The organism is Streptomyces sp. JLBG701, from assembly GCF_058544905.1.
In genome coordinates this window covers 5,032,204-5,048,961 of sequence record NZ_CM178588.1, presented here as the reverse complement: position 1 = coordinate 5,048,961, position 16,758 = coordinate 5,032,204, and the positions used below count along the sequence as shown (strand labels likewise).

The following is a 16,758-nucleotide window of genomic DNA, read 5'->3' as shown; positions in this document are numbered from 1 at the left end:
GCCCCATGCTCGATCACGTCATCAAAGGTGCGACCGTCGTTGACGGGACGGGGGCGCCGGGATTCGTTGCCGATGTCGGCATCAGGGACGGTCGTATCGTCGCCGTCGGGACCGTCACCGAGGAGGCCCGGACGGTCGAGGACGCCGGCGGTCTCGTCCTCGCCCCCGGGTTCGTCGACCCTCACACGCACTACGACGCCCAGCTGTTCTGGGATCCGTACGCGACCCCCTCCCTCAACCACGGTGTCACGACGGTCGCGGGGGGCAACTGCGGTTTCACCCTTGCCCCGTTGAATCCTGACCGGCCCGCCGACGCCGACTACACGCGTCGCATGATGTCCAAGGTCGAGGGGATGTCGCTGGTGGCCCTGGAGGAGGGGGCGCCCTGGAACTGGAACGGTTTCGGGGAGTACCTGGACGCGCTCGACGGGCGGATCGCGGTCAACGCGGGTTTCATGGTGGGGCATTGTGCACTGCGGCGGTATGTGATGGGGCCGGATGCGGTGGGCGGGCAGCCGACGGACAGTCAACTCGACGCGATGTTGCGGCTGTTCCATGAGGCGATGGACGCGGGCGCGTGGGGGTTCTCCACTACCCAGTCGAGTACGCACTCCGACGGGGACGGGAAGCCGGTGGCGTCCCGGCATGCGCGGCCCGCCGAACTGTTGGCCCTCTCGCGGGCAGTTGGTGAGCACGAGGGTACGCAGATCGAGGCGATCGTGGCCGGGTGCCTCGACCAGTTCAGTGATGCGGAGATCGACCTGTTCGTGGAGATGAGCGCGGCGGCGGGCCGGCCCCTGAACTGGAACGTGCTGACCATCGACGCGTCCGTTCCCGAACGCGTACCCCGGCAGTTGAGCGCGAGCGAACGGGCCCGGAAGGCGGGCGGGCGGGTCGTCGCTCTCACCATGCCGATCCTGACGCCCATGAACATGTCGCTGGGTACGTTCTGCGCGCTGAACCTCATCCCCGGGTGGGGCCCGATCCTGGGGCTGCCGGTGCCCGAGCGGATCGAGAAGTTGCGGGACGGCTCGGTTCGGTCCGAGATGCTGCGGCGGGCCGACTCCAAGGAGGCGGGCGTCTTCCGCAGGCTGGCGAACTTCGGGCGCTACGTCATCGGGGACACGTACAGCGAGGCGAACGAGGGGCTTACCGGGAGGGTCGTACAGGACATCGCGGCGGAACGCGGCCAGGAGCCCTTCGAGTGCCTCGTCGAGATCTGCGCGGCCGACGACCTGCGTACGGTCCTGTGGCCCATGCCGACCGACAACGACCCCGCGTCCTGGGCGCTCAGGGCCGAGACCTGGCAGCACGAGGACGTGATGCTCGGGGGGTCGGATGCCGGGGCGCATCTGGACCGCATGTGCGGGGCCCCGTACACGACCCGTTTCATCGGAGACTGTCTGCGCGGGCGGAAGTTGGTGGGTCTGGAGCAGGCGGTGAAGATGCTGACTGATGATCCCGCGCAGCTGTTCGGCCTGCGGGAACGGGGCCGTGTGGTGGAGGGCTTCCATGCCGACCTCGTCCTCTTCGACCCGGAGCGGATCGACGCGGGCAAGGCCACCCTGGTGCACGACCTGCCGGGAGACAGTCCGCGGCTGGACGCGAAGGCGATCGGCGTACGGGCCGTCTGGGTCAACGGGGTTGAGGCGATCCGGGACGACGTGGTGACGGGGGCGGTGCCGGGGAAGGTGCTGCGTTCCGGGCGGGACACCAGGACGGTGAGCACGAAGTGACGGATGGGCAGCGGTTGTTCATCGGCGGCCGGTGGGTGGACCCGGACGGCGGTCACTACGAGGTGATCGACCCGGCCACGGAGGAAGTCGTCGGGTGGGCGCCGGAAGCCTCGCGGGATCAGGTGCACGCGGCCGCCGCCGCGGCCCGCGAGGCCTTCGGTCCGTGGTCACGGACCCCGGCGGAGGAACGTGCGGCAGTACTGGCGCGGGCCGCCGACATCATCCAGGGCCACCTGCTGCCGTACGCCGAACTGGCCCAGGCGGAGACGGGCGCGACGACGGGGACGGCGCGCGGCATGCAGGTCGGGGTGGGCGCGGCCCGCTTCCGGCGGTACGCGAAGGTGGAACCCACGGAGTGGGGCCTGCCCCCGCAGATCAACGAGGCCGGCCCGATGGGCAAGGCGGGCGTGATGGGCGCGTTGGCCATACGCCAGCCGGTCGGCGTCGTCACCTGCATCACGTCGTACAACAACCCCTGGGCCAACCCGGCCGGCAAGGTCGCCCCGGCGCTGGCCATGGGCAACACGGTGGTGGTGAAGCCTGCTCCGCAGGACCCGCTGTCGGTGTACCGGATGGCGGAGGCGCTGGAGGCGGCGGGTGTTCCGGCGGGGGTCGTGAATGTCGTCTCCGGGCGGTCGGTGGCGGTGGGCGAGGCGGCCGTCGCGTCCCCGGATGTGGACATGGTGAGCTTCACCGGGTCCACGGCCGTCGGGCAACGGATCGCCGAGGTGTGCGGCCGGGACATGAAACGCCAGCTGATGGAGCTGGGCGGGAAGGGCGCGGCGGTCGTCTTCGACGATGCGGATGTCGGGGCGGCGGTGCCGGGGATCGGGACGACGTTCTCGTTCTACAGCGGGCAGATCTGTACGGCGCCGACGCGGGTGCTGGTGCAGAGGGGAGCGTACGAGCGTGTGGTCGAGCAACTGGCTGCGTATGCGGGCCGGTTGAAGGTGGGGGACCCGCGGGAGCCGGACACGGTGGTGGGTCCGTTGATTTCGCGGGCGCACCTGGAACGGGTCGAGTCGTACGTGGAATTGGGGAGGAAGGAGGGGGCGGTGGTGGTGACGGGCGGCCAACGCCCGGCGCTGGAAAGGGGCTTCTACGCGTCCCCGACCCTCCTCGCCGACTGCACGAACGACATGCGGGTCGCCCGGGAGGAGATCTTCGGCCCCGTCGTCGTGGTCATCCCCTTCGAGGAGGAGGACGAGGGCGTGGCCCTCGCGAACGACTCGGAGTACGGGCTGATCGACTATGTGTGGTCTGGGGACGTGGCTCGTGCGTTCCGGGTGGCTCGGCGGCTGCGGGCGGGTGGGGTGGGGGTCAACACGGTCGGGCGGAACATGGAGGCGCCGTTCGGGGGCTTCAAGAAGAGCGGGGTGGGGCGGGACGTGGGATCGTACGCGCTGCACGCCTACAGCGAGTTGCAGGCGATCGTGTGGCCCGGGTGAGTCCGATCACGACCCCTGTCGCGCCTCGTCAAGCCGGTCGAGGAGTTCGGTGACGAAGGTGATCTGCGCGGCGGCCTGGCGGATGAGTTCGGCGCCCACCAGGGTCCCGTGCCCGGTGTCGTACCGGTAGACCTGGTGCCGCACGCCCTCCTCCGCCAGCCGTCCGAGGTAGAGGTCGAGCTGTCTGGCCGGGCAGCGGGGGTCGTTCTCGCCGGTGAGGATCAGGAGCGGGGCCTCGATCCGCTCGGCGTAGGTGATGGGAGAGCACTTGACGTACAACTCCGGCTGTTCCTCCGGTGATCCGCCGAACAGCGTGCGGTCGAAGGCCTGGAGGAAGTCGGGGCGGTCGGTGAAGGCGGCTGCGTGGTCGGCAATAGGCGACTCGCTCACGCCGGCCATCCAGCGGCCGGGCTGCACGCCCAGTGCGAGGAGGGTGAGGAAGCCGCCCCAGGACGAACCGGCGACCAGGCAGCGGCCGGGATCCGCGATCCCACGGCCGACCGCCCAGTCGTACGCGGCGGTCAGGTCTTCGAGTTCGGGGAAGCCGGGGAGCCCGTGGTTCGCGTCCCGCCACGAGGTGCCGTAGCCGGTGGAGCCGCGGTAGTTGACATGGACGACGGTGAAGCACGCGTCCGTCCAGACGGAGCGATAGGCGGAGTAGCGGTCCAGGTCGGCGGCGTGCGGGCCGCCATGCAGGAGGAAGACGGTGGCGCGTGGCGCGGCGGACGGACGGGCGACCAGGACGTGCAGCGCACCGGCCGGGGTGTCGACCCAGGCGTCCTCCAGCGCGGGACCGGGCGGCGGGGTCTCGCCGGGCGGCCGGAACAGGACACGGTCGTCCGCTCCGTCCAGTGTGCGTACGACAGGGGGGTGCGCGGACGACGACCAGTGGTACTCGACGCGCCCGTCGGGGCGTACGGCCGCCGCGTCGATCGTCCCCGCGGGTGTGGGGAGTTGGGTCGGTTCGCCGGTGGCCAGGTCGTAGCGGTGCAGGGTGCTGCGGGCTTGGTGCTGGAGCGTGATCAGCAGGGCCTTGCCGTCGGGGTACCACTGGGCGCCGATGTCGCCGTCCGGCAACTCGACCCGGGTCTCGGCACCCGTGTCCAGGTCCAGCACACCGAGCCAGGAGCTGTCGTCGGACGCGTGCTGGACCAGGAGACGCTGGTCGCCCGGCACCGGGCTGAAGGAGAAGGCGTCCAGGCTGTGGCCCGCCTCGTCCGTGACCACGGTCAGGGACGCGCCGCTCTCGGTGGCGACGACCTCAAGCTCCGTGCCGGGTGAGCCGTCCGCGCGCGGCCTGACCAGGACCGCGGTGCGTTCGTCGGCCGACAGCGCGACGAGCTCCACGTCGTCCTCGTACTGGGCTGTCCGTACGGGGAGTTGCCCGGGCCGCAGGATCCAGATGCCGGTGCCCTCATCGTCGGCGGTGGCGACGAGGGTGAGCGTACGGCCGAGAGCGAGACCCGCGGGATAGCCGGGCGGGACACCGGGAGCCGCGGGCACGGCCGACGTGCCGGGTTCCGCGTCGAAGGGCTGGGCCATCCACTGCCCGAACTCGTCGCCGTCACGGTCGTCGAACCACCAGATCCGCTCGCCGTCGGCGGTGAGGGCGGCGAGGCTGGTGCCCGCGGGCCGCCGGGTCACCTGGCGGTGCAGGTCCGCGGCCCGGTCCCAGACGTGGATCTCGCACGCGCCGCTGGTGTTGCAGGTGTACAGCGAACGATGCGGCGCGGCCTCGGCCCAGTCGGGGAACCCCGGCCGGGGCGCTGTGAATCGTGTCTTCCAACGCTCCTGAGTCATTGGCCCATTGCCCTTCCCGTGACGCCTCAACCCGGCCGACCGGTGGTGCGCGTGCCATCCTAAGGCCATGACGACCAAAATTCTGGCGGCAGTCGGTGATGTGCTGATTGACCGCGCAAAGCCTGAATGCGCACTGGAAGGTGTGCAGTCGGTGCTAGCCGCAGCGGACATCGTTTTCGGCAACTTCGAGGGAGTGCTGTCCGAAACCCACCCGGCGGCTCCGGGAATGTCGACCGCCACGATCGTATCGCCGTCCAATGCGGCGGCACTCGGCATATTCGACGTGATGTCCTTGGCCAACAACCATGCCATGGACGCGGGTTCCGCGGGAATGGCCGAAACCATGACCGTGCTGTCCGGAAACGGTATACAGACGGTGGGCGCGGGCCCTGATATAGAGGCGGCCCGGCGGCCCGTGTTCGCGCAGGTCGGTGAGATCAGGGTGGCGATCGCGGCCTGTGCCTCGGTGATGGTGGTGGGTACCCAGGCCGGCCCGGTCACCCCGGGCGTGGCCCCGCTGCGTGCCGAGGACTGCTACACCGCACCGTTCCCGGGGCATCTGGTCCCGGGTGCGCCCGCCAAGGTGGTCTCCGTCCTGAACGAGCAGGACTGGGCGGAGGTGGAGCAGACCGTCAAGGAGGCCCGGGAAGCGGCGGATCTCGTGGTCGTGAGTGTGCACTGGGGTGACCACACCCGGCCGTGGGTGATCACCGAACACGAGCGGCTCTGCGCCGAACTGCTCGCCGAGGCCGGGGCCGACCTGGTGCTCGGCCATCACCATCATCTGCTCCGCGGAGTGCAGTTCGTCGAGGGGATGCCCGTCTTCTACGGGCTCGGGCACATCGTGTTCGACATGCCGCGCCACACCGATGAGCTGCGGGCCCGTGGCATCGACCCCGACGAGCTCGGTGCGGACGGCCTGGCCGAGGTCTTCGGCGAGTACGGCATCTATCCGCGCCCGGGCGACAGTGCCGCCTTCCCGTTCCACCCGCAGGCCCGGATCACCGCCGTGGCCATCGTCGAGCTGGTGGACGGAGCGGTGGGGCGGTGCGGCCTGGTGCCCTGTCTGATCGACGAGGAGGGCACCGCCAGGCCCGTGGGCCGTGACCACGCCCGCTGGGACGAGGTGTTCGACTTCCTGCGCCAGAGCACGGACCGGGCGCGGCTGGGCACGGAGATCGTGGACGACGGCTCGGTCTTCGCCGATCAGCCGCTGCTGGTGCTGCGCCCCGAGGGGGAGAAGCACGAATGATCACGCCGCACAACAGCGCGTCTGAGCCACGGGTGATTTGACTGTTTCGGTCAACTGTCCACTGGTCGGCATTGTGTATCAGGCATGTGCAGTAGGTGAAACGGACTCTTTAACTCCGGCGCGACGGTGACCCGTGGGCGGATGGAGAGTGGCTGGAATTCCTGTGGTTCGGCTCCGGCTTGGCGATCAATAATTTCAACCGTCACCTAGGTGGGAGGGGGTGTGTTCCCATGCGTATTGTTCGCCGTAAGAAGGCCTACAGCATCGCGGGCAGCTCGACTGTCAACTAAGGTCACCTGACATGGTGGGGCGGTCATCTGCCGAGTGCATCCGGCCGCCCCGCTGTGTTGTTCTTCTTAATTGCCGCCCATTCAGGAGGCCGTGATGCCGAAGCCATCCCTCAAATCGACTATCCCGTCTTTTCGAGACGAGAGCGGGATTAACTTTCGCATGGCCGGCGAGATCCTCACGCTGGAGGACCCCGACGGGGTCGTCGGTGACCTGATAGGACTCCTGGACGGTTCGCGTGAGACCGGTGAGGTCTTCACGGAGCTGACCGGCCGGCACCCCGCGGTGACCCGTGAGGACTTCGACCTGGCCCTGGCCGATCTCGACGACGCACGGCTGCTGCACGACGCGGACGCCTCCCGGGAGGGCCTGACCGACTACGACTGCGAGCGTTGGTCCCGCAGCCTCGGCTTCTTCGAGACGTTCGCGAGTCTGGAGCGTTCCAAGTACTCCTTCCAGCGCAGCATCCGCGACACCAAGGTCGCCATGCTCGGTGTGGGCGGCGTCGGAACGCACGTTCTGATGGACATGGTCGCGATGGGATTCAGGGATATCCGCATCGTCGACTTCGACACCGTCGAGTTGTCCAATCTCAACCGTCAGGTGCTCTACGGAGAGCAGTACATCGGTCAGCGCAAGGTCGAGATCGCCGAGACCTGGGTCAAGCAGTACAACAGCGACGTCCAACTGGAGACCATCGGCAAGAAGTTGATGTCGGCCGACGACGTCTACGAGGCCGTGCACGACCGCGACATCGTCATCGCGGCCATCGACCGTCCCAAGACCCGCGCGCTGGGCTTCCTCAACGAAGGCTGTCTGCGAGCCGGCGCGGTCCTCATCACGGGTGGCGTCGACACCCAGCGCGCTCTCCACTTCACCGTCATTCCAGGGCTCACCGGGTGCGTCGAGTGCTGGAAGTCGGCCGCGCACGCCGTCGACCGGACCTCCCTGGAGATCTACCTCCAGCTGCGCACCGAGGAGAACGCGGGCCTGCGCGCCGGTGAGGACATGGCGGCGTTCGACGGCCTCGTCACCCTCCAAACAGCCTTTCTGACCGGTGAGTTGATACGGGTGGCAACGGGTGTGAGCCCTGTGCTGTCCGCCGGTAGATTGCTGCAAGTGACCTTTCAATCACCCGTACTGAACGAGCGTGAGGCATGGCAGCGCGATCCCGGCTGCCCCTCGTGCAAGGACGTCGCCCTCCCCGACCGTTTCGCCGACATCTCCGCCACGATCACACCCGCACCACCCCTGGTTCCGGTAGGGGCGTGGCCCAATGACTGATGCGGCCTTTGCCGCGGAGACGGTGGGGGCGGGTGGCCGCAGGGCCGAGGTGCTCCTGCGCTCGGCCTTCATCGTCTCGTCGACCGGGGACTGGATCTACCGGTTCGCACTGCCCCTGCTCGTGCTCCAGCAGACCGGCTCCGCGATGTCCACGGCCATCACCTACGTACTGGAGATCATTCCGTACGTGGTGATCGGCCTGTTCGCGGGCACGATCGCCGACCGTGCCGATCGCCGTCGTCTGATGATCTCCTGCGACTCCATCGCCACGGTGGTGATCGGCGGGATGGCGGTCCTCCTCTTCGTCGGCACGCCGCCGATCTGGCTGCTCTACGCCCTCGCGCTGCTGCTGGGCACGGTGCGCCCGGTCTACGTACCCGCCTTCCAGGGCTTCCTCGTCGACCGGGTCGACGAGGGCCGCCGCCCGGTCATGAACGCCTGGGTGCAGGGCACTGACAGCACCCTGAACATGCTCGGCCCGGTCGTCGGCATCGCCATCGTCGCCTTCGTCGGCCCGGCCACGGCCTGCACCCTCAACGCGGTCTCCTTCGCCGTGTCGGCGCTGCTCATCGCGCGTGCGCCGGCCACCAAGGACGGCCGGCACCAGATGCACTGGCTGGAGATCGCCCGCAACGTCGGCCGGGACTTCAAGGTGGGTGTGCTCCACATCCGCGACTCCACCCCGCTGTTGTGGGGCACGGTGCTGATGACGGTCACCAACTTCGCGGCGCTCGGCCTGGAAGCCAACCTCATCTACATCGTCACCGATGACGGACACCGCTCGCAGACGGCACTCGCGCTGGCCTTCGCCGCGCAGGGCGCCGGCGCCCTGCTGGGCGCCATGCTGGCTCCCGCCCTGATCCGCCGCTTCCCCGTCGGCCGCACACTGACCGCCGCGATGGGGCTCATGGCGATCGCGCTCGCGCTGCCGGCCGTGGCTCCCACCGGGCTCGTCATCGGTGCCGCGATGTTCCTGTTGGGCGTGGCGACCTCGGCCGTCGTGGTGCCCTGGTACACCTTCCGGCAGTCCATCGTGCCCTCCGAACTCATCGGACGGGTCACCTCGGTGGGCCGGTCGCTCTCCTTCATCACCATCCCGCTCGGTGCGGTCTTCGGCAGCTGGGTACTCAGCGAATGGTCCGTCGCGGCGCTCTTCCTGGTGGCCGGCGCGGTACAGGGTGCGGTGTGGCTCGGCACGCTGCTGTCCCCGCTGAGCAAGGCCGGAAACAGCGTTGCCGAGTGAACCCGGTGACATAGCCGGTGACCTGCTGGGCGACATCTGCGTGGTCGGAGCCGGGCCGCGAGGGCTTGCGGTGGCCGAGCGGATCCGCGCCAACGCGGGCCTGGCCGCCGGACGTCGCCCCTTCAACCTGCACATCGTGGACCCGTACGCGGGCGAGGGCGGAAAGGTCTGGCGTACGACGCAGCCGCGCGGCCTGCTGATGAACACCGTCTCCTCGCAGGTCACCATGTTCACCGACGCCAGCGTGGAATGCGAGGGACCGGTGTGCGCCGGGCCCAGTCTGTACGAGTGGGCCCGGGGGCTCGGCACCGCGGACGGTCCGGCGTGGCTGCTCGCGGAGACGGCCGGCCTGGGGCCCGACGACTACCCGACCCGGGCCGCCTACGGGCACTATCTCGCCTGGTTCCTGCGCGAGTTGAGGCGCGAACCCGGTGACCGGCTGCGGATCAGGGTGCACCGGCGGACGGCCGTGGCACTGCGGGACGCCGGCGACGGGACCCAGACGATCACTCTCGACGACGGCACCGCGCTGACCGGCCTCGCCGCCGTGGTGCTGGCCCAGGGCCATGTCGGCGTCTCCTCGTCCGGCTCGGTGGCGGCGCTCGATTCCTACGCCAGGTCCCACGGCCTGGCCTACCTGCCGCCCGGCAACCCGGCCGACGCGGACCTGAGCTTCGCCGCACCCGGCGCCCCGGTCGCCGTCCGCGGCCTCGGCCTGAACTTCTTCGACCACATGGACCTGCTCACCACGGGACGCGGCGGCCGATTCGAGTCCGAGGCGGGGAAGCTCGTGTACCGCCCTTCGGGCCGGGAACCGGTGCTGTACGCCGGGTCCCGGCGCGGAGTCCCGTACCACGCGCGCGGCCGCAACCAGAAGGGTGCCACCGGCCGTCACGAACCGCTGTTTCTCACCCTCAGGGCCATCCAGGACCTCCGCGAACGCAGACAGCGGGGCAGCGAGGTGCACTTCCGTCGGGATGTGTGGCCGCTGGTACGGCGCGAGGTCGAGGCCGTCTACTACACGGCCATGGTGAGCGAGCGGCGGGGACCGGCCGCCGCGGCCGTCTTCCAGCGCGTCTACGTCGCACACGCCGGCCCGGCCGGCGCGCTGCTCGGCGCCTTCGGCATCCGCGCCTGGGAGACGTGGGACTGGGAGCGTCTGGCTCGCCCCTTCGGTCCCGCGGCCCTCACGGATCAGCGGGCTTTCCAGAGCTGGCTGGTCGGATATCTGGGGCGGGACGTCGAACGGGCCGAGCGCGGGAACGTCGACGATCCGACGAAGGCGGCGCTGGACGTGCTGCGGGATCTGCGCAACGAGGTGCGACTCGTGGTGGACCACGGCGGAGTCACCGGACATTCGTACCGCGAGGACGTCGAGGAGTGGTTCACCCCGCTCAACGCCTTCGCCTCGATCGGGCCGCCCGCCGCCCGCATCAAGGAGATGATCGCCCTCATTCGGTCCGGCGTCCTGCACATGGTCGGCCCCGGCATGTGGGTGGACGTCATGCCGGGCGGCGAAGGCTTCAGGGTCGGCTCGGAGCTGATCCCCGGCGGCGAGACGACGGTCACCGCGCTCATCGAGGCCAGGATGCCCCCGACCGACATCCGCGTCACCACCGATCCGCTCCTGCGGGCACTGCTGGACAGCGGCCAATGCCGCACCTACCGGATCAAGGGCGACCGGCGCGGGCACCACGAGGTGGGCGGACTCGCGGTCACCGGCAGGCCTTACCGGATCGTCGACCGGCGGGGCCGCGCCCACCCGTCCCGGTTCGCCTTCGGCCTCCCCACGGAGGGGGTGCACTGGGCCACCGCCGCGGGGATACGCCCAGGAGTCAACTCCGTCATCCTCGGTGACGCCGACGCGATCGCCCGCGCCTGCTTGTACACACCGCGGCCCGGCCAGCTGGTTCGGCCGCCGGATCACCTGTCCGTCCCACGGAAACGAGGAGACAGTGACGCACGACGAACCTCTCTCCGGCCGGCCTGAGGACAGCGGACTGCTGTCCGCGGTCCGGGCGGGCGATCCGATCGCCGCGCTCGTCGACGACGAGGCGTGGGTGACGGCCATGGTGGACGTGGAGGTGGCGCTGGTCCGGGCGCAGGCCGCACTCGGGGTGGTTCCCCCCGCCGCGGCCGCGGCCATCGCGCGGGCCGCGCGCACGGTCCGGATCGACGTGCCCGCCCTGGCGGTCCGCTCGCGGGAGGCGGCCAACCCCGTGGTGGCGTTCGTCCCGGAGTTCACCCGGGCGGTGGCGGCTCTCGACCCCGAAGCCGCCGAGTACGTCCACCGGGGCGGCACCAGCCAGGACATCCTCGACTCGGCGGCCATGGTCATCTCGGTACGGGCATTGCGCCATATCGCCGACGACCTGGAGCGGGTCGCCGCGGCACTCGCGCTGCACGCCGAGCGGTACCGCCTCACCCCCATGGCCGCCCGCACCCTCGGTCAACAGGCGGTCCCCATGTCGTTCGGGTTGAAGGCCGCCAACTGGCTCGCCCTGGTACTGGACGCCCTCGACCGGGTCCGGCGTACCGCGTCGAGCCTGCCCGCCCAACTCGGCGGTGCGGCCGGCACCCTCGCGGCCTACCAGGAGTACGCGGACCTCGCGGGACAGCCCGCCCACGGACACGGGCCGCAACTGGCGGAACGGTTCGCGCACGAGCTGGGGCTGCGCGTACCCGTCGCCCCCTGGCACGCCCGGCGTACGCCCCTGGCCGACATCGGCTGGTCCCTCTCCGTCACCACCGGAGCCCTGGGCAAGATCGCGATCGACGTGCAGATCATGTCCCGTACCGAAGTCGCGGAGGTCGCCGAGCCGGCCGCGGAAGGACGCGGGGCCTCGTCCGCGATGCCGCAGAAACGCAATCCCGTTCTGTCCACGCTGATCGTCAGCGCCGCCCGCCAGGTCCCGGCCCACGCCCTTGTCCTGGCGCAGAGCATGCTGGCGGAGGACGAACGCGCCCCGGGCGCCTGGCAGTCGGAGTGGCAGCCGCTGCGTGAGGTCCTGCGTCTCACGGGAGGCGCCACCCGTACGGCGGTCGAACTGACCGAGGGCCTACGGGTCTTTCCCGGGCGGCTGCGCGAGAACCTGGCCGCGGGCGACGGCACCATCGTCGCGGAGCGGCTGGGCGCCGTCCTCGCTCCGCTGCTCGGCAAGGCGGAGGCGAAGCGGCTGCTCGCGAGGATGGCCGACCGGTCGCACACCGAGGGCGAGGATTTCGGGGAACTGCTCTTCTCCGCACCGGAGTTGGCCAAGCAGCTCCCGGACCGGGAACGCCTGCGGGAACTGCTGGCGCCGGAGAACTATCTCGGTGCGAGCGGCGAACTCGTCGACCGCGTACTGCGACGCCACCGGTCGTCGCTCGGCGGTACGTGAACGAAGTCCCGCCGTCTGAACCGAAGAACCGCGGCAGTCCGTTCAACTGAGATTGAGTGGGTGGCGGAGCTGGGGCGGAGGAGGCGGGACATGCGTGTGGTCAGTTGGAACCTGTGGTGGCGGTTCGGCCCGTGGCAGGAGCGGCAGAAGGCGATCCTCGGGGCGTTGCGGGAGCTGAGGCCCGATGTGGTGGGGCTGCAGGAGGTGTGGGCCACCGGTGCCGACAACCTCGCGGAATGGCTGGCCACGGAGCTGGGCATGCACTGGACCTGGGGCCCCTCCCCCTTGCCCGAGCGATGGCAGCGGCGACTGGGGAGCGCCGATGCGGGGGACGTCGGGGTCGGGAACGCCGTGCTCAGCCGCTGGCCCGTCGTCGATCACCGCTTACTGCCGTTGCCCGCGCCCGCCGCCATCGACGACGGACGCCTCGCCCTGTACGCGCGCCTGGCCACACCCTCGTACGACATCCCCTTCTTCACCACCCACCTCGCCTCACCCACCTACGCCTCGGCCGTGCGCCGCCGTCAGGTCAGCGCTCTGGCCGAGTTCGTCGCGGAACATCGGGGCGACACCCCCTTTCCGCCCGTCGTCACCGGCGACTTCAACGCTCGGCCGGATTCGGATGAGATCCGGCTGCTCGGCGGGTACAAGGTCGCCCCGGCCGTGCCCGGTCAAGTCCTCTACGACGCCTGGGAGTACGCCGATCCCGCCGTCCCCTCCGTCACCTGGGACCGCACGAACCCGTACGTCGCCTCCTCCGGCTTCGGGCCGAGCGGTCGTATCGACTACATCCACGTGGGGCCGGCCGGGCCGGGAGGGTTGGGGCATGTGCGGGGCGTACGGCGGGCCTGCGACGGTCCGGTGGACGGGGTGTGGCCCTCCGATCACGCCGCCGTCGTTGCTGAGCTCGCCGATTGACCGTAGCCGCTTACCGGATCTCGGACGATCTCAGCGCGTCGAGCAGGGCGCCGAAAGCGACGGGGTCGGTGGTGAGGATGGCTTGGGCCGGGTCGGCGGTTTCGGTGAGGCGGACGGTTGTCGGGCGTGCGGCGGATATGTGGACGCAGGCCTCACCTTCTTGGCAGTAGGACGACTTCTGCCAGCCGTGCGGGGACATGTTGGCTCCTTCACAGGTTCTGGGCGATGGTGTGGATCAGATCCCGGGACTTCTCGGGGCTGAGGGCGGTGGTTTCGACGATGTCCAGGAGACGCCGGTACTTCTCCAGATGGGCCTCGGCATCCAGGAGCACGGGGCCGTGGAACTGGTCCAACTGCACGGTGTCCAGCTGCGGTACGGGGCCGCACAGGTAGTTGATGGACTGACCTGATCCCGGGAACGCCCCGACGTCGTAAGGGAGAACCCGAAGGGTGATGTGGTCTCGTTCGCTCATGTCCATCAGGTGTTGGAGCTGATCGCGGGCCACCCGTCGGCCGCCGACCTGCATGTGCAGGGCCGCCTCATGGATGACGGTGCTGTACGGATTCGGGTCCGCCCGGAACACGACGTCCTGGCGCTTGATGCGGTGCGAGACGCGGTGTTCGACTTCCGGCGGAGTGGGCGCCGGGATGGCGTGGCTGAAGATCTCCCGGGCGTGCTCGGCGGTCTGGAGCATGCCGGGGATGTGCGCGGTGAAGGCGGTACGGATGGCTGTGGCGTGGTGCTCCAGCTCGGCGAGGGTGAGCAGTCCTGACGGAAGCACCTCGCGGTAGGCGTCCCACCACCAGCCGCGCGTCTTCTCTGCGGCCATGTCGGCCAAGGCGTCGATGTACGGCTGGTTCGTGCAGGAATAGACGTTGGCCATCGCCCGGACGCGCTCCGGGCTCACTCCGAACCTGGCCGACTCGACGTTGCTGAGTTGACCCGAGCTGGTGCCGAGCAACTGTGCGGCCTCGGTCGAGGTCAGGCCGGTCCGCTCACGGAGTTTGCGCAGTTCGGTTGCGAGCCGCATGCGTCGGGCCGTTGGCGCGGGCCTTGGTGTCATGACGCGTCCTCCCGCTGAGCATCCGGGCAGCTTGTCACCCACACGAGGGAACAGGCGCCTAGATTCTTCGGAATCTCGCAAAGCCGCTTTGCGGAACCCCTATCTTCGTACTCAGGCGCCCCGCCTGGAAGCGCACCGTGGGACGCCACGGCAGAGACACCGGGCACCATCCAACTCCCCTCAGTGATCGGAGACTTCCGATGGCCACCGTATCCCCGTCCTGGAACTACACCCTGCACCTGCCGCATGATCCACGCGCACCAGGTGTCGCGCGCGGAGCGCTCCGCCTGATCCTGGCCGCGCATGACCTGCCTGAGCTCACCCCCAACGCGGAGCTGCTGGCGGGGGAACTACTGGCGAACTCGCACCGCCACACCGAGGGCCCGTACGCCCTCCGCGTCCGCTCGGCGGAACCCGGCCGGCTCCGGGTCGCCGTATGGGACACGGACCCGCGAGTCCCGCCCGGCTTCTCCGACCCGGTTGCGCCTTCCCCGCCGGACGCCGAGAACGGACGTGGGCTGCACCTGGTCCAGGCCTGTGCGGACGCGTGGGGCGCGTCGGTGCTCCGGGAACTGGGCGCATCGAAGGGCGGCAAGCTGCTGTGGGCCGAGTGCGGGGGCGGGGTGGCGACGTGGTGAGTCGGGTCATACTGAGAGGTGGAGCCATGCCCTTTCACCAGGAGCAGACCATGAGCGCACAGCCCGAGCACGGCTGGGGAGCGATGCCGCTGCCCGAGATCCGGACCGTGGACGACCTGCGCAGTGCGCTCAGCCGCTACGGCTTCCCGGGCGACCGGGAACGCTTCGAGGAGGAGCTCGCGGCCGCCATAGGAGCCTCCCCGACCGACGACCTCACCGCCGCCTCCGCTGTGGTCAGGGCGTACCGGCATCGGGTGATGATCAGGAACTCGCCGGAGATCATGGCGGCCCTTGAGGACGCGCGGGCCGGAGGCAGCGGTACGTGAACGAATTCCCGTTGGAGGAGGCCGAGCCCGCCAGGAAGGCGTTCGGTGACCTGACGGAGGGGGAGCGGGAGGTCGTCCAGGACGCACTCGCGGCCATTGGGCGGGATCCGGCGGTCGGCCGTGAGATCCCCGGCTGGCGCCCTCCGTCCGTGGAGTACACCTACACGACTCCCCTCGCCCGCGACTCGGCCGAGGCGATCACCGTCGTGTACACGCACACACCTGGCCTGGGCGTGACGGTTGTCTACTACTTCCGTGATCCGCAGGTGGTGGACTGAGGGCGACCCATATTTCGCATCAGTCATCGTTCCCGGCTCGACACCAGAAGTGTGCGCGTCCAGGCGTTCAGCTGGCGGACCAGAGTGAGCGCGTGGGTGGTGCGTGAGCGGAGGAGGGGCAGGACAAGCAGTGCGGGCACGAACGCCAGGGTGACGACGAGAACGGGTACCAGCGCGAACAGGACGATGAGGACGCGCTGTGTCCAGCGGGCTGCGGCAAGCATGGCTGAGGGTTCCTTCCGGGCGGGGCGAGGGACGACCTGACCGATCGCTGCCCGAACCCTCCGACCGCTCCGGTACGTTGCGAAAGGCGCACCATGTTGCCAACGCAGCGTCAACACTCCGGGGGGACGCCTTGACCGCCGTAGCCCGCAATTCCGGAACGTCGTCGGAGATCGAACGGGGTGAGGTGCCCGAACTTGCCGAGCTCGGCAACGTGTTGCGGGAGCTGTTCAACACGCTGGGCGTCAGCCAGCGGCAGTACGCGCAACGGATCCACCTCGACCCGTCGGCAGTCTCGCGTTATCTCAGTGGTCGAAAGCGGCCGAGTCGGCAGTTCGTCGAGCAGCTCATCGCGGAGGTGGAGGAGGAGCGGGGGAGCACCGTCACGCCGGAGGCCAAGGAGACGATCCGGGCGAAGTGGCTGGCGGCGCTGCGGGCGTGTGATCCGGGCGAATATCAACTGGAGCTGCTGCGCGGCGAGTTGGCCACCGCCCGGCGTGAGACGGGGCGCGCCCGTCGCACCGTGGAGGCGTTGCAGCTCCTCCTGGAGCAGAAGGAGGAGCAGGTTCGTGACGCCGCCGATGACCTCGCCCTGTTGCGGCTGGACTGGTCCGCGGAGAGGAAGGCGATCGCCACCTCCCGGGATGCCCTGCTGGGTGAGATCGAGGAGCTGAAGCGGGACCTGCGGGAGGCGGAACGGCTTCGCTGCGAGGCGGAGGAGCACGGCCGGGAGCTGCGGGAGAGGGTGCTGCGGCTGGAGGGGGAACTGGCGGAGCGCGAGGCTGTGCCGGAGGTGCCGCTGGAGAGTTCAAACGGCAGTTGGAGCGGAGGTGGGAGGAGCAGGATTCTTCGGAGGCGGCCCGGGCACTGACGGAGGCGGC

Annotated in this window: 16 protein-coding genes; 12 read left to right on the top strand and 4 right to left on the bottom strand. The window is 69.7% G+C overall.

Translation table 11 applies throughout. The annotated features are described in order from the left end of the window. Positions 1-5: 5 nt before the first annotated feature. Together AC5DRG_RS23065 and AC5DRG_RS23060 are read left to right on the top strand one after the other, a co-directional pair. Positions 6-1,736 carry an N-acyl-D-amino-acid deacylase family protein gene (locus tag AC5DRG_RS23065; RefSeq protein ID WP_491812509.1) on the top strand — a complete coding sequence of 577 codons (1,731 nt, stop codon included), beginning with the start codon at positions 6-8 and terminating at the stop codon, positions 1,734-1,736. After that, positions 1,733-3,184: an aldehyde dehydrogenase family protein gene (locus AC5DRG_RS23060; protein ID WP_491812508.1), complete on the top strand. Its 1,452-nt coding sequence runs from the start codon at positions 1,733-1,735 to the stop codon at positions 3,182-3,184. Before AC5DRG_RS23065 ends, AC5DRG_RS23060 begins: the two co-directional genes overlap by 4 nt. A gap of 6 nt (positions 3,185-3,190) precedes the next feature. On the opposite strand, the gene AC5DRG_RS23055 is transcribed toward AC5DRG_RS23060, so the two are convergent. Then, a complete protein-coding gene (locus tag AC5DRG_RS23055; RefSeq protein ID WP_491812507.1) occupies positions 3,191-4,984 on the bottom strand; it encodes a prolyl oligopeptidase family serine peptidase in 1,794 nt (597 codons plus the stop codon). 67 nt (positions 4,985-5,051) lie between these two features. On the opposite strand from AC5DRG_RS23055, the gene AC5DRG_RS23050 reads away from it, so the two are divergent. The 6 genes from AC5DRG_RS23050 to AC5DRG_RS23025 all read left to right on the top strand — a co-directional run bounded on the left by AC5DRG_RS23050 (position 5,052) and on the right by AC5DRG_RS23025 (position 13,349). Continuing rightward, positions 5,052-6,236 carry a CapA family protein gene (locus AC5DRG_RS23050; RefSeq protein ID WP_491812506.1) on the top strand — a complete coding sequence of 395 codons (1,185 nt, stop codon included), beginning with the start codon at positions 5,052-5,054 and terminating at the stop codon, positions 6,234-6,236. A gap of 450 nt (positions 6,237-6,686) precedes the next feature. Next, positions 6,687-7,808, top strand: a complete 1,122-nt coding sequence (locus AC5DRG_RS23045; protein ID WP_491812505.1) for a HesA/MoeB/ThiF family protein — start codon at positions 6,687-6,689, stop codon at positions 7,806-7,808. Beyond that, entirely contained in the window at positions 7,801-9,051 is a 1,251-nt protein-coding gene (locus tag AC5DRG_RS23040; protein ID WP_491812504.1) for an MFS transporter, read from the top strand. Before AC5DRG_RS23045 ends, AC5DRG_RS23040 begins: the two co-directional genes overlap by 8 nt. After that, entirely contained in the window at positions 9,041-11,041 is a 2,001-nt protein-coding gene (locus AC5DRG_RS23035; RefSeq protein WP_491812503.1) for an FAD/NAD(P)-binding protein, read from the top strand. The genes AC5DRG_RS23040 and AC5DRG_RS23035 overlap by 11 nt, the downstream gene beginning before the upstream one ends. After that, positions 11,007-12,431, top strand: a complete 1,425-nt coding sequence (locus AC5DRG_RS23030) for a class-II fumarase/aspartase family protein (protein WP_491812502.1) — start codon at positions 11,007-11,009, stop codon at positions 12,429-12,431. Before AC5DRG_RS23035 ends, AC5DRG_RS23030 begins: the two co-directional genes overlap by 35 nt. Positions 12,432-12,521: 90 nt before the next feature. After that, on the top strand, positions 12,522-13,349 hold the full coding sequence (locus AC5DRG_RS23025; protein WP_491812501.1) for an endonuclease/exonuclease/phosphatase family protein: 828 nt from the start codon (positions 12,522-12,524) through the stop codon (positions 13,347-13,349). A 10-nt stretch (positions 13,350-13,359) separates the two neighbouring features. Here the strand turns inward: AC5DRG_RS23025 and AC5DRG_RS23020 are convergent, their stop codons facing one another. Both AC5DRG_RS23020 and AC5DRG_RS23015 read right to left on the bottom strand, forming a co-directional pair. Beyond that, positions 13,360-13,548 carry a DUF397 domain-containing protein gene (locus AC5DRG_RS23020; protein WP_491812500.1) on the bottom strand — a complete coding sequence of 63 codons (189 nt, stop codon included), beginning with the start codon at positions 13,546-13,548 and terminating at the stop codon, positions 13,360-13,362. A 10-nt stretch (positions 13,549-13,558) separates the two neighbouring features. Further along, positions 13,559-14,413 (bottom strand): helix-turn-helix domain-containing protein, encoded by an 855-nt coding sequence (locus tag AC5DRG_RS23015; protein ID WP_491812499.1) that lies wholly within the window; start codon positions 14,411-14,413, stop codon positions 13,559-13,561. Between the two features lie 200 nt (positions 14,414-14,613). Here AC5DRG_RS23015 and AC5DRG_RS23010 point away from each other — a divergent pair, with 200 nt between their 5' ends. The 3 genes from AC5DRG_RS23010 to AC5DRG_RS23000 are packed head-to-tail and all read left to right on the top strand — an operon-like array spanning position 14,614 to position 15,655. Next, the gene (locus AC5DRG_RS23010; protein WP_491812498.1) at positions 14,614-15,051 is read left to right on the top strand and encodes an ATP-binding protein; all 438 of its coding nucleotides are present in this window, start codon (positions 14,614-14,616) and stop codon (positions 15,049-15,051) included. Positions 15,052-15,101: 50 nt separating this feature from the next. Next, positions 15,102-15,377: a hypothetical protein gene (locus AC5DRG_RS23005; protein ID WP_491812497.1), complete on the top strand. Its 276-nt coding sequence runs from the start codon at positions 15,102-15,104 to the stop codon at positions 15,375-15,377. Beyond that, entirely contained in the window at positions 15,374-15,655 is a 282-nt protein-coding gene (locus AC5DRG_RS23000; protein ID WP_491812495.1) for a hypothetical protein, read from the top strand. The genes AC5DRG_RS23005 and AC5DRG_RS23000 overlap by 4 nt, the downstream gene beginning before the upstream one ends. A gap of 23 nt (positions 15,656-15,678) precedes the next feature. Here the strand turns inward: AC5DRG_RS23000 and AC5DRG_RS22995 are convergent, their stop codons facing one another. Next, positions 15,679-15,879: a hypothetical protein gene (locus tag AC5DRG_RS22995; RefSeq protein WP_491812494.1), complete on the bottom strand. Its 201-nt coding sequence runs from the start codon at positions 15,877-15,879 to the stop codon at positions 15,679-15,681. Positions 15,880-16,010: 131 nt separating this feature from the next. Between AC5DRG_RS22995 and AC5DRG_RS22990 the strand changes: the two genes are divergently transcribed. Then, entirely contained in the window at positions 16,011-16,748 is a 738-nt protein-coding gene (locus AC5DRG_RS22990; protein ID WP_491812492.1) for a helix-turn-helix domain-containing protein, read from the top strand. The last annotated feature ends 10 nt before the right edge of the window (positions 16,749-16,758 follow it).

Coding starts and splice junctions, on each gene's coding strand:
- AC5DRG_RS23020 (WP_491812500.1), bottom strand. CDS start 13,548: ATGTCCCCGCACGGCTGGCAGAAGTCGTCCTACTGCCAAGAAGGTGAG.
- AC5DRG_RS23050 (WP_491812506.1), top strand. CDS start 5,052: ATGACGACCAAAATTCTGGCGGCAGTCGGTGATGTGCTGATTGACCGC.
- AC5DRG_RS23025 (WP_491812501.1), top strand. CDS start 12,522: ATGCGTGTGGTCAGTTGGAACCTGTGGTGGCGGTTCGGCCCGTGGCAG.
- AC5DRG_RS22995 (WP_491812494.1), bottom strand. CDS start 15,879: ATGCTTGCCGCAGCCCGCTGGACACAGCGCGTCCTCATCGTCCTGTTC.
- AC5DRG_RS23005 (WP_491812497.1), top strand. CDS start 15,102: ATGAGCGCACAGCCCGAGCACGGCTGGGGAGCGATGCCGCTGCCCGAG.
- AC5DRG_RS23040 (WP_491812504.1), top strand. CDS start 7,801: ATGACTGATGCGGCCTTTGCCGCGGAGACGGTGGGGGCGGGTGGCCGC.
- AC5DRG_RS23010 (WP_491812498.1), top strand. CDS start 14,614: ATGGCCACCGTATCCCCGTCCTGGAACTACACCCTGCACCTGCCGCAT.
- AC5DRG_RS23045 (WP_491812505.1), top strand. CDS start 6,687: ATGGCCGGCGAGATCCTCACGCTGGAGGACCCCGACGGGGTCGTCGGT.
- AC5DRG_RS23065 (WP_491812509.1), top strand. CDS start 6: ATGCTCGATCACGTCATCAAAGGTGCGACCGTCGTTGACGGGACGGGG.
- AC5DRG_RS23055 (WP_491812507.1), bottom strand. CDS start 4,984: ATGACTCAGGAGCGTTGGAAGACACGATTCACAGCGCCCCGGCCGGGG.
- AC5DRG_RS23015 (WP_491812499.1), bottom strand. CDS start 14,413: ATGACACCAAGGCCCGCGCCAACGGCCCGACGCATGCGGCTCGCAACC.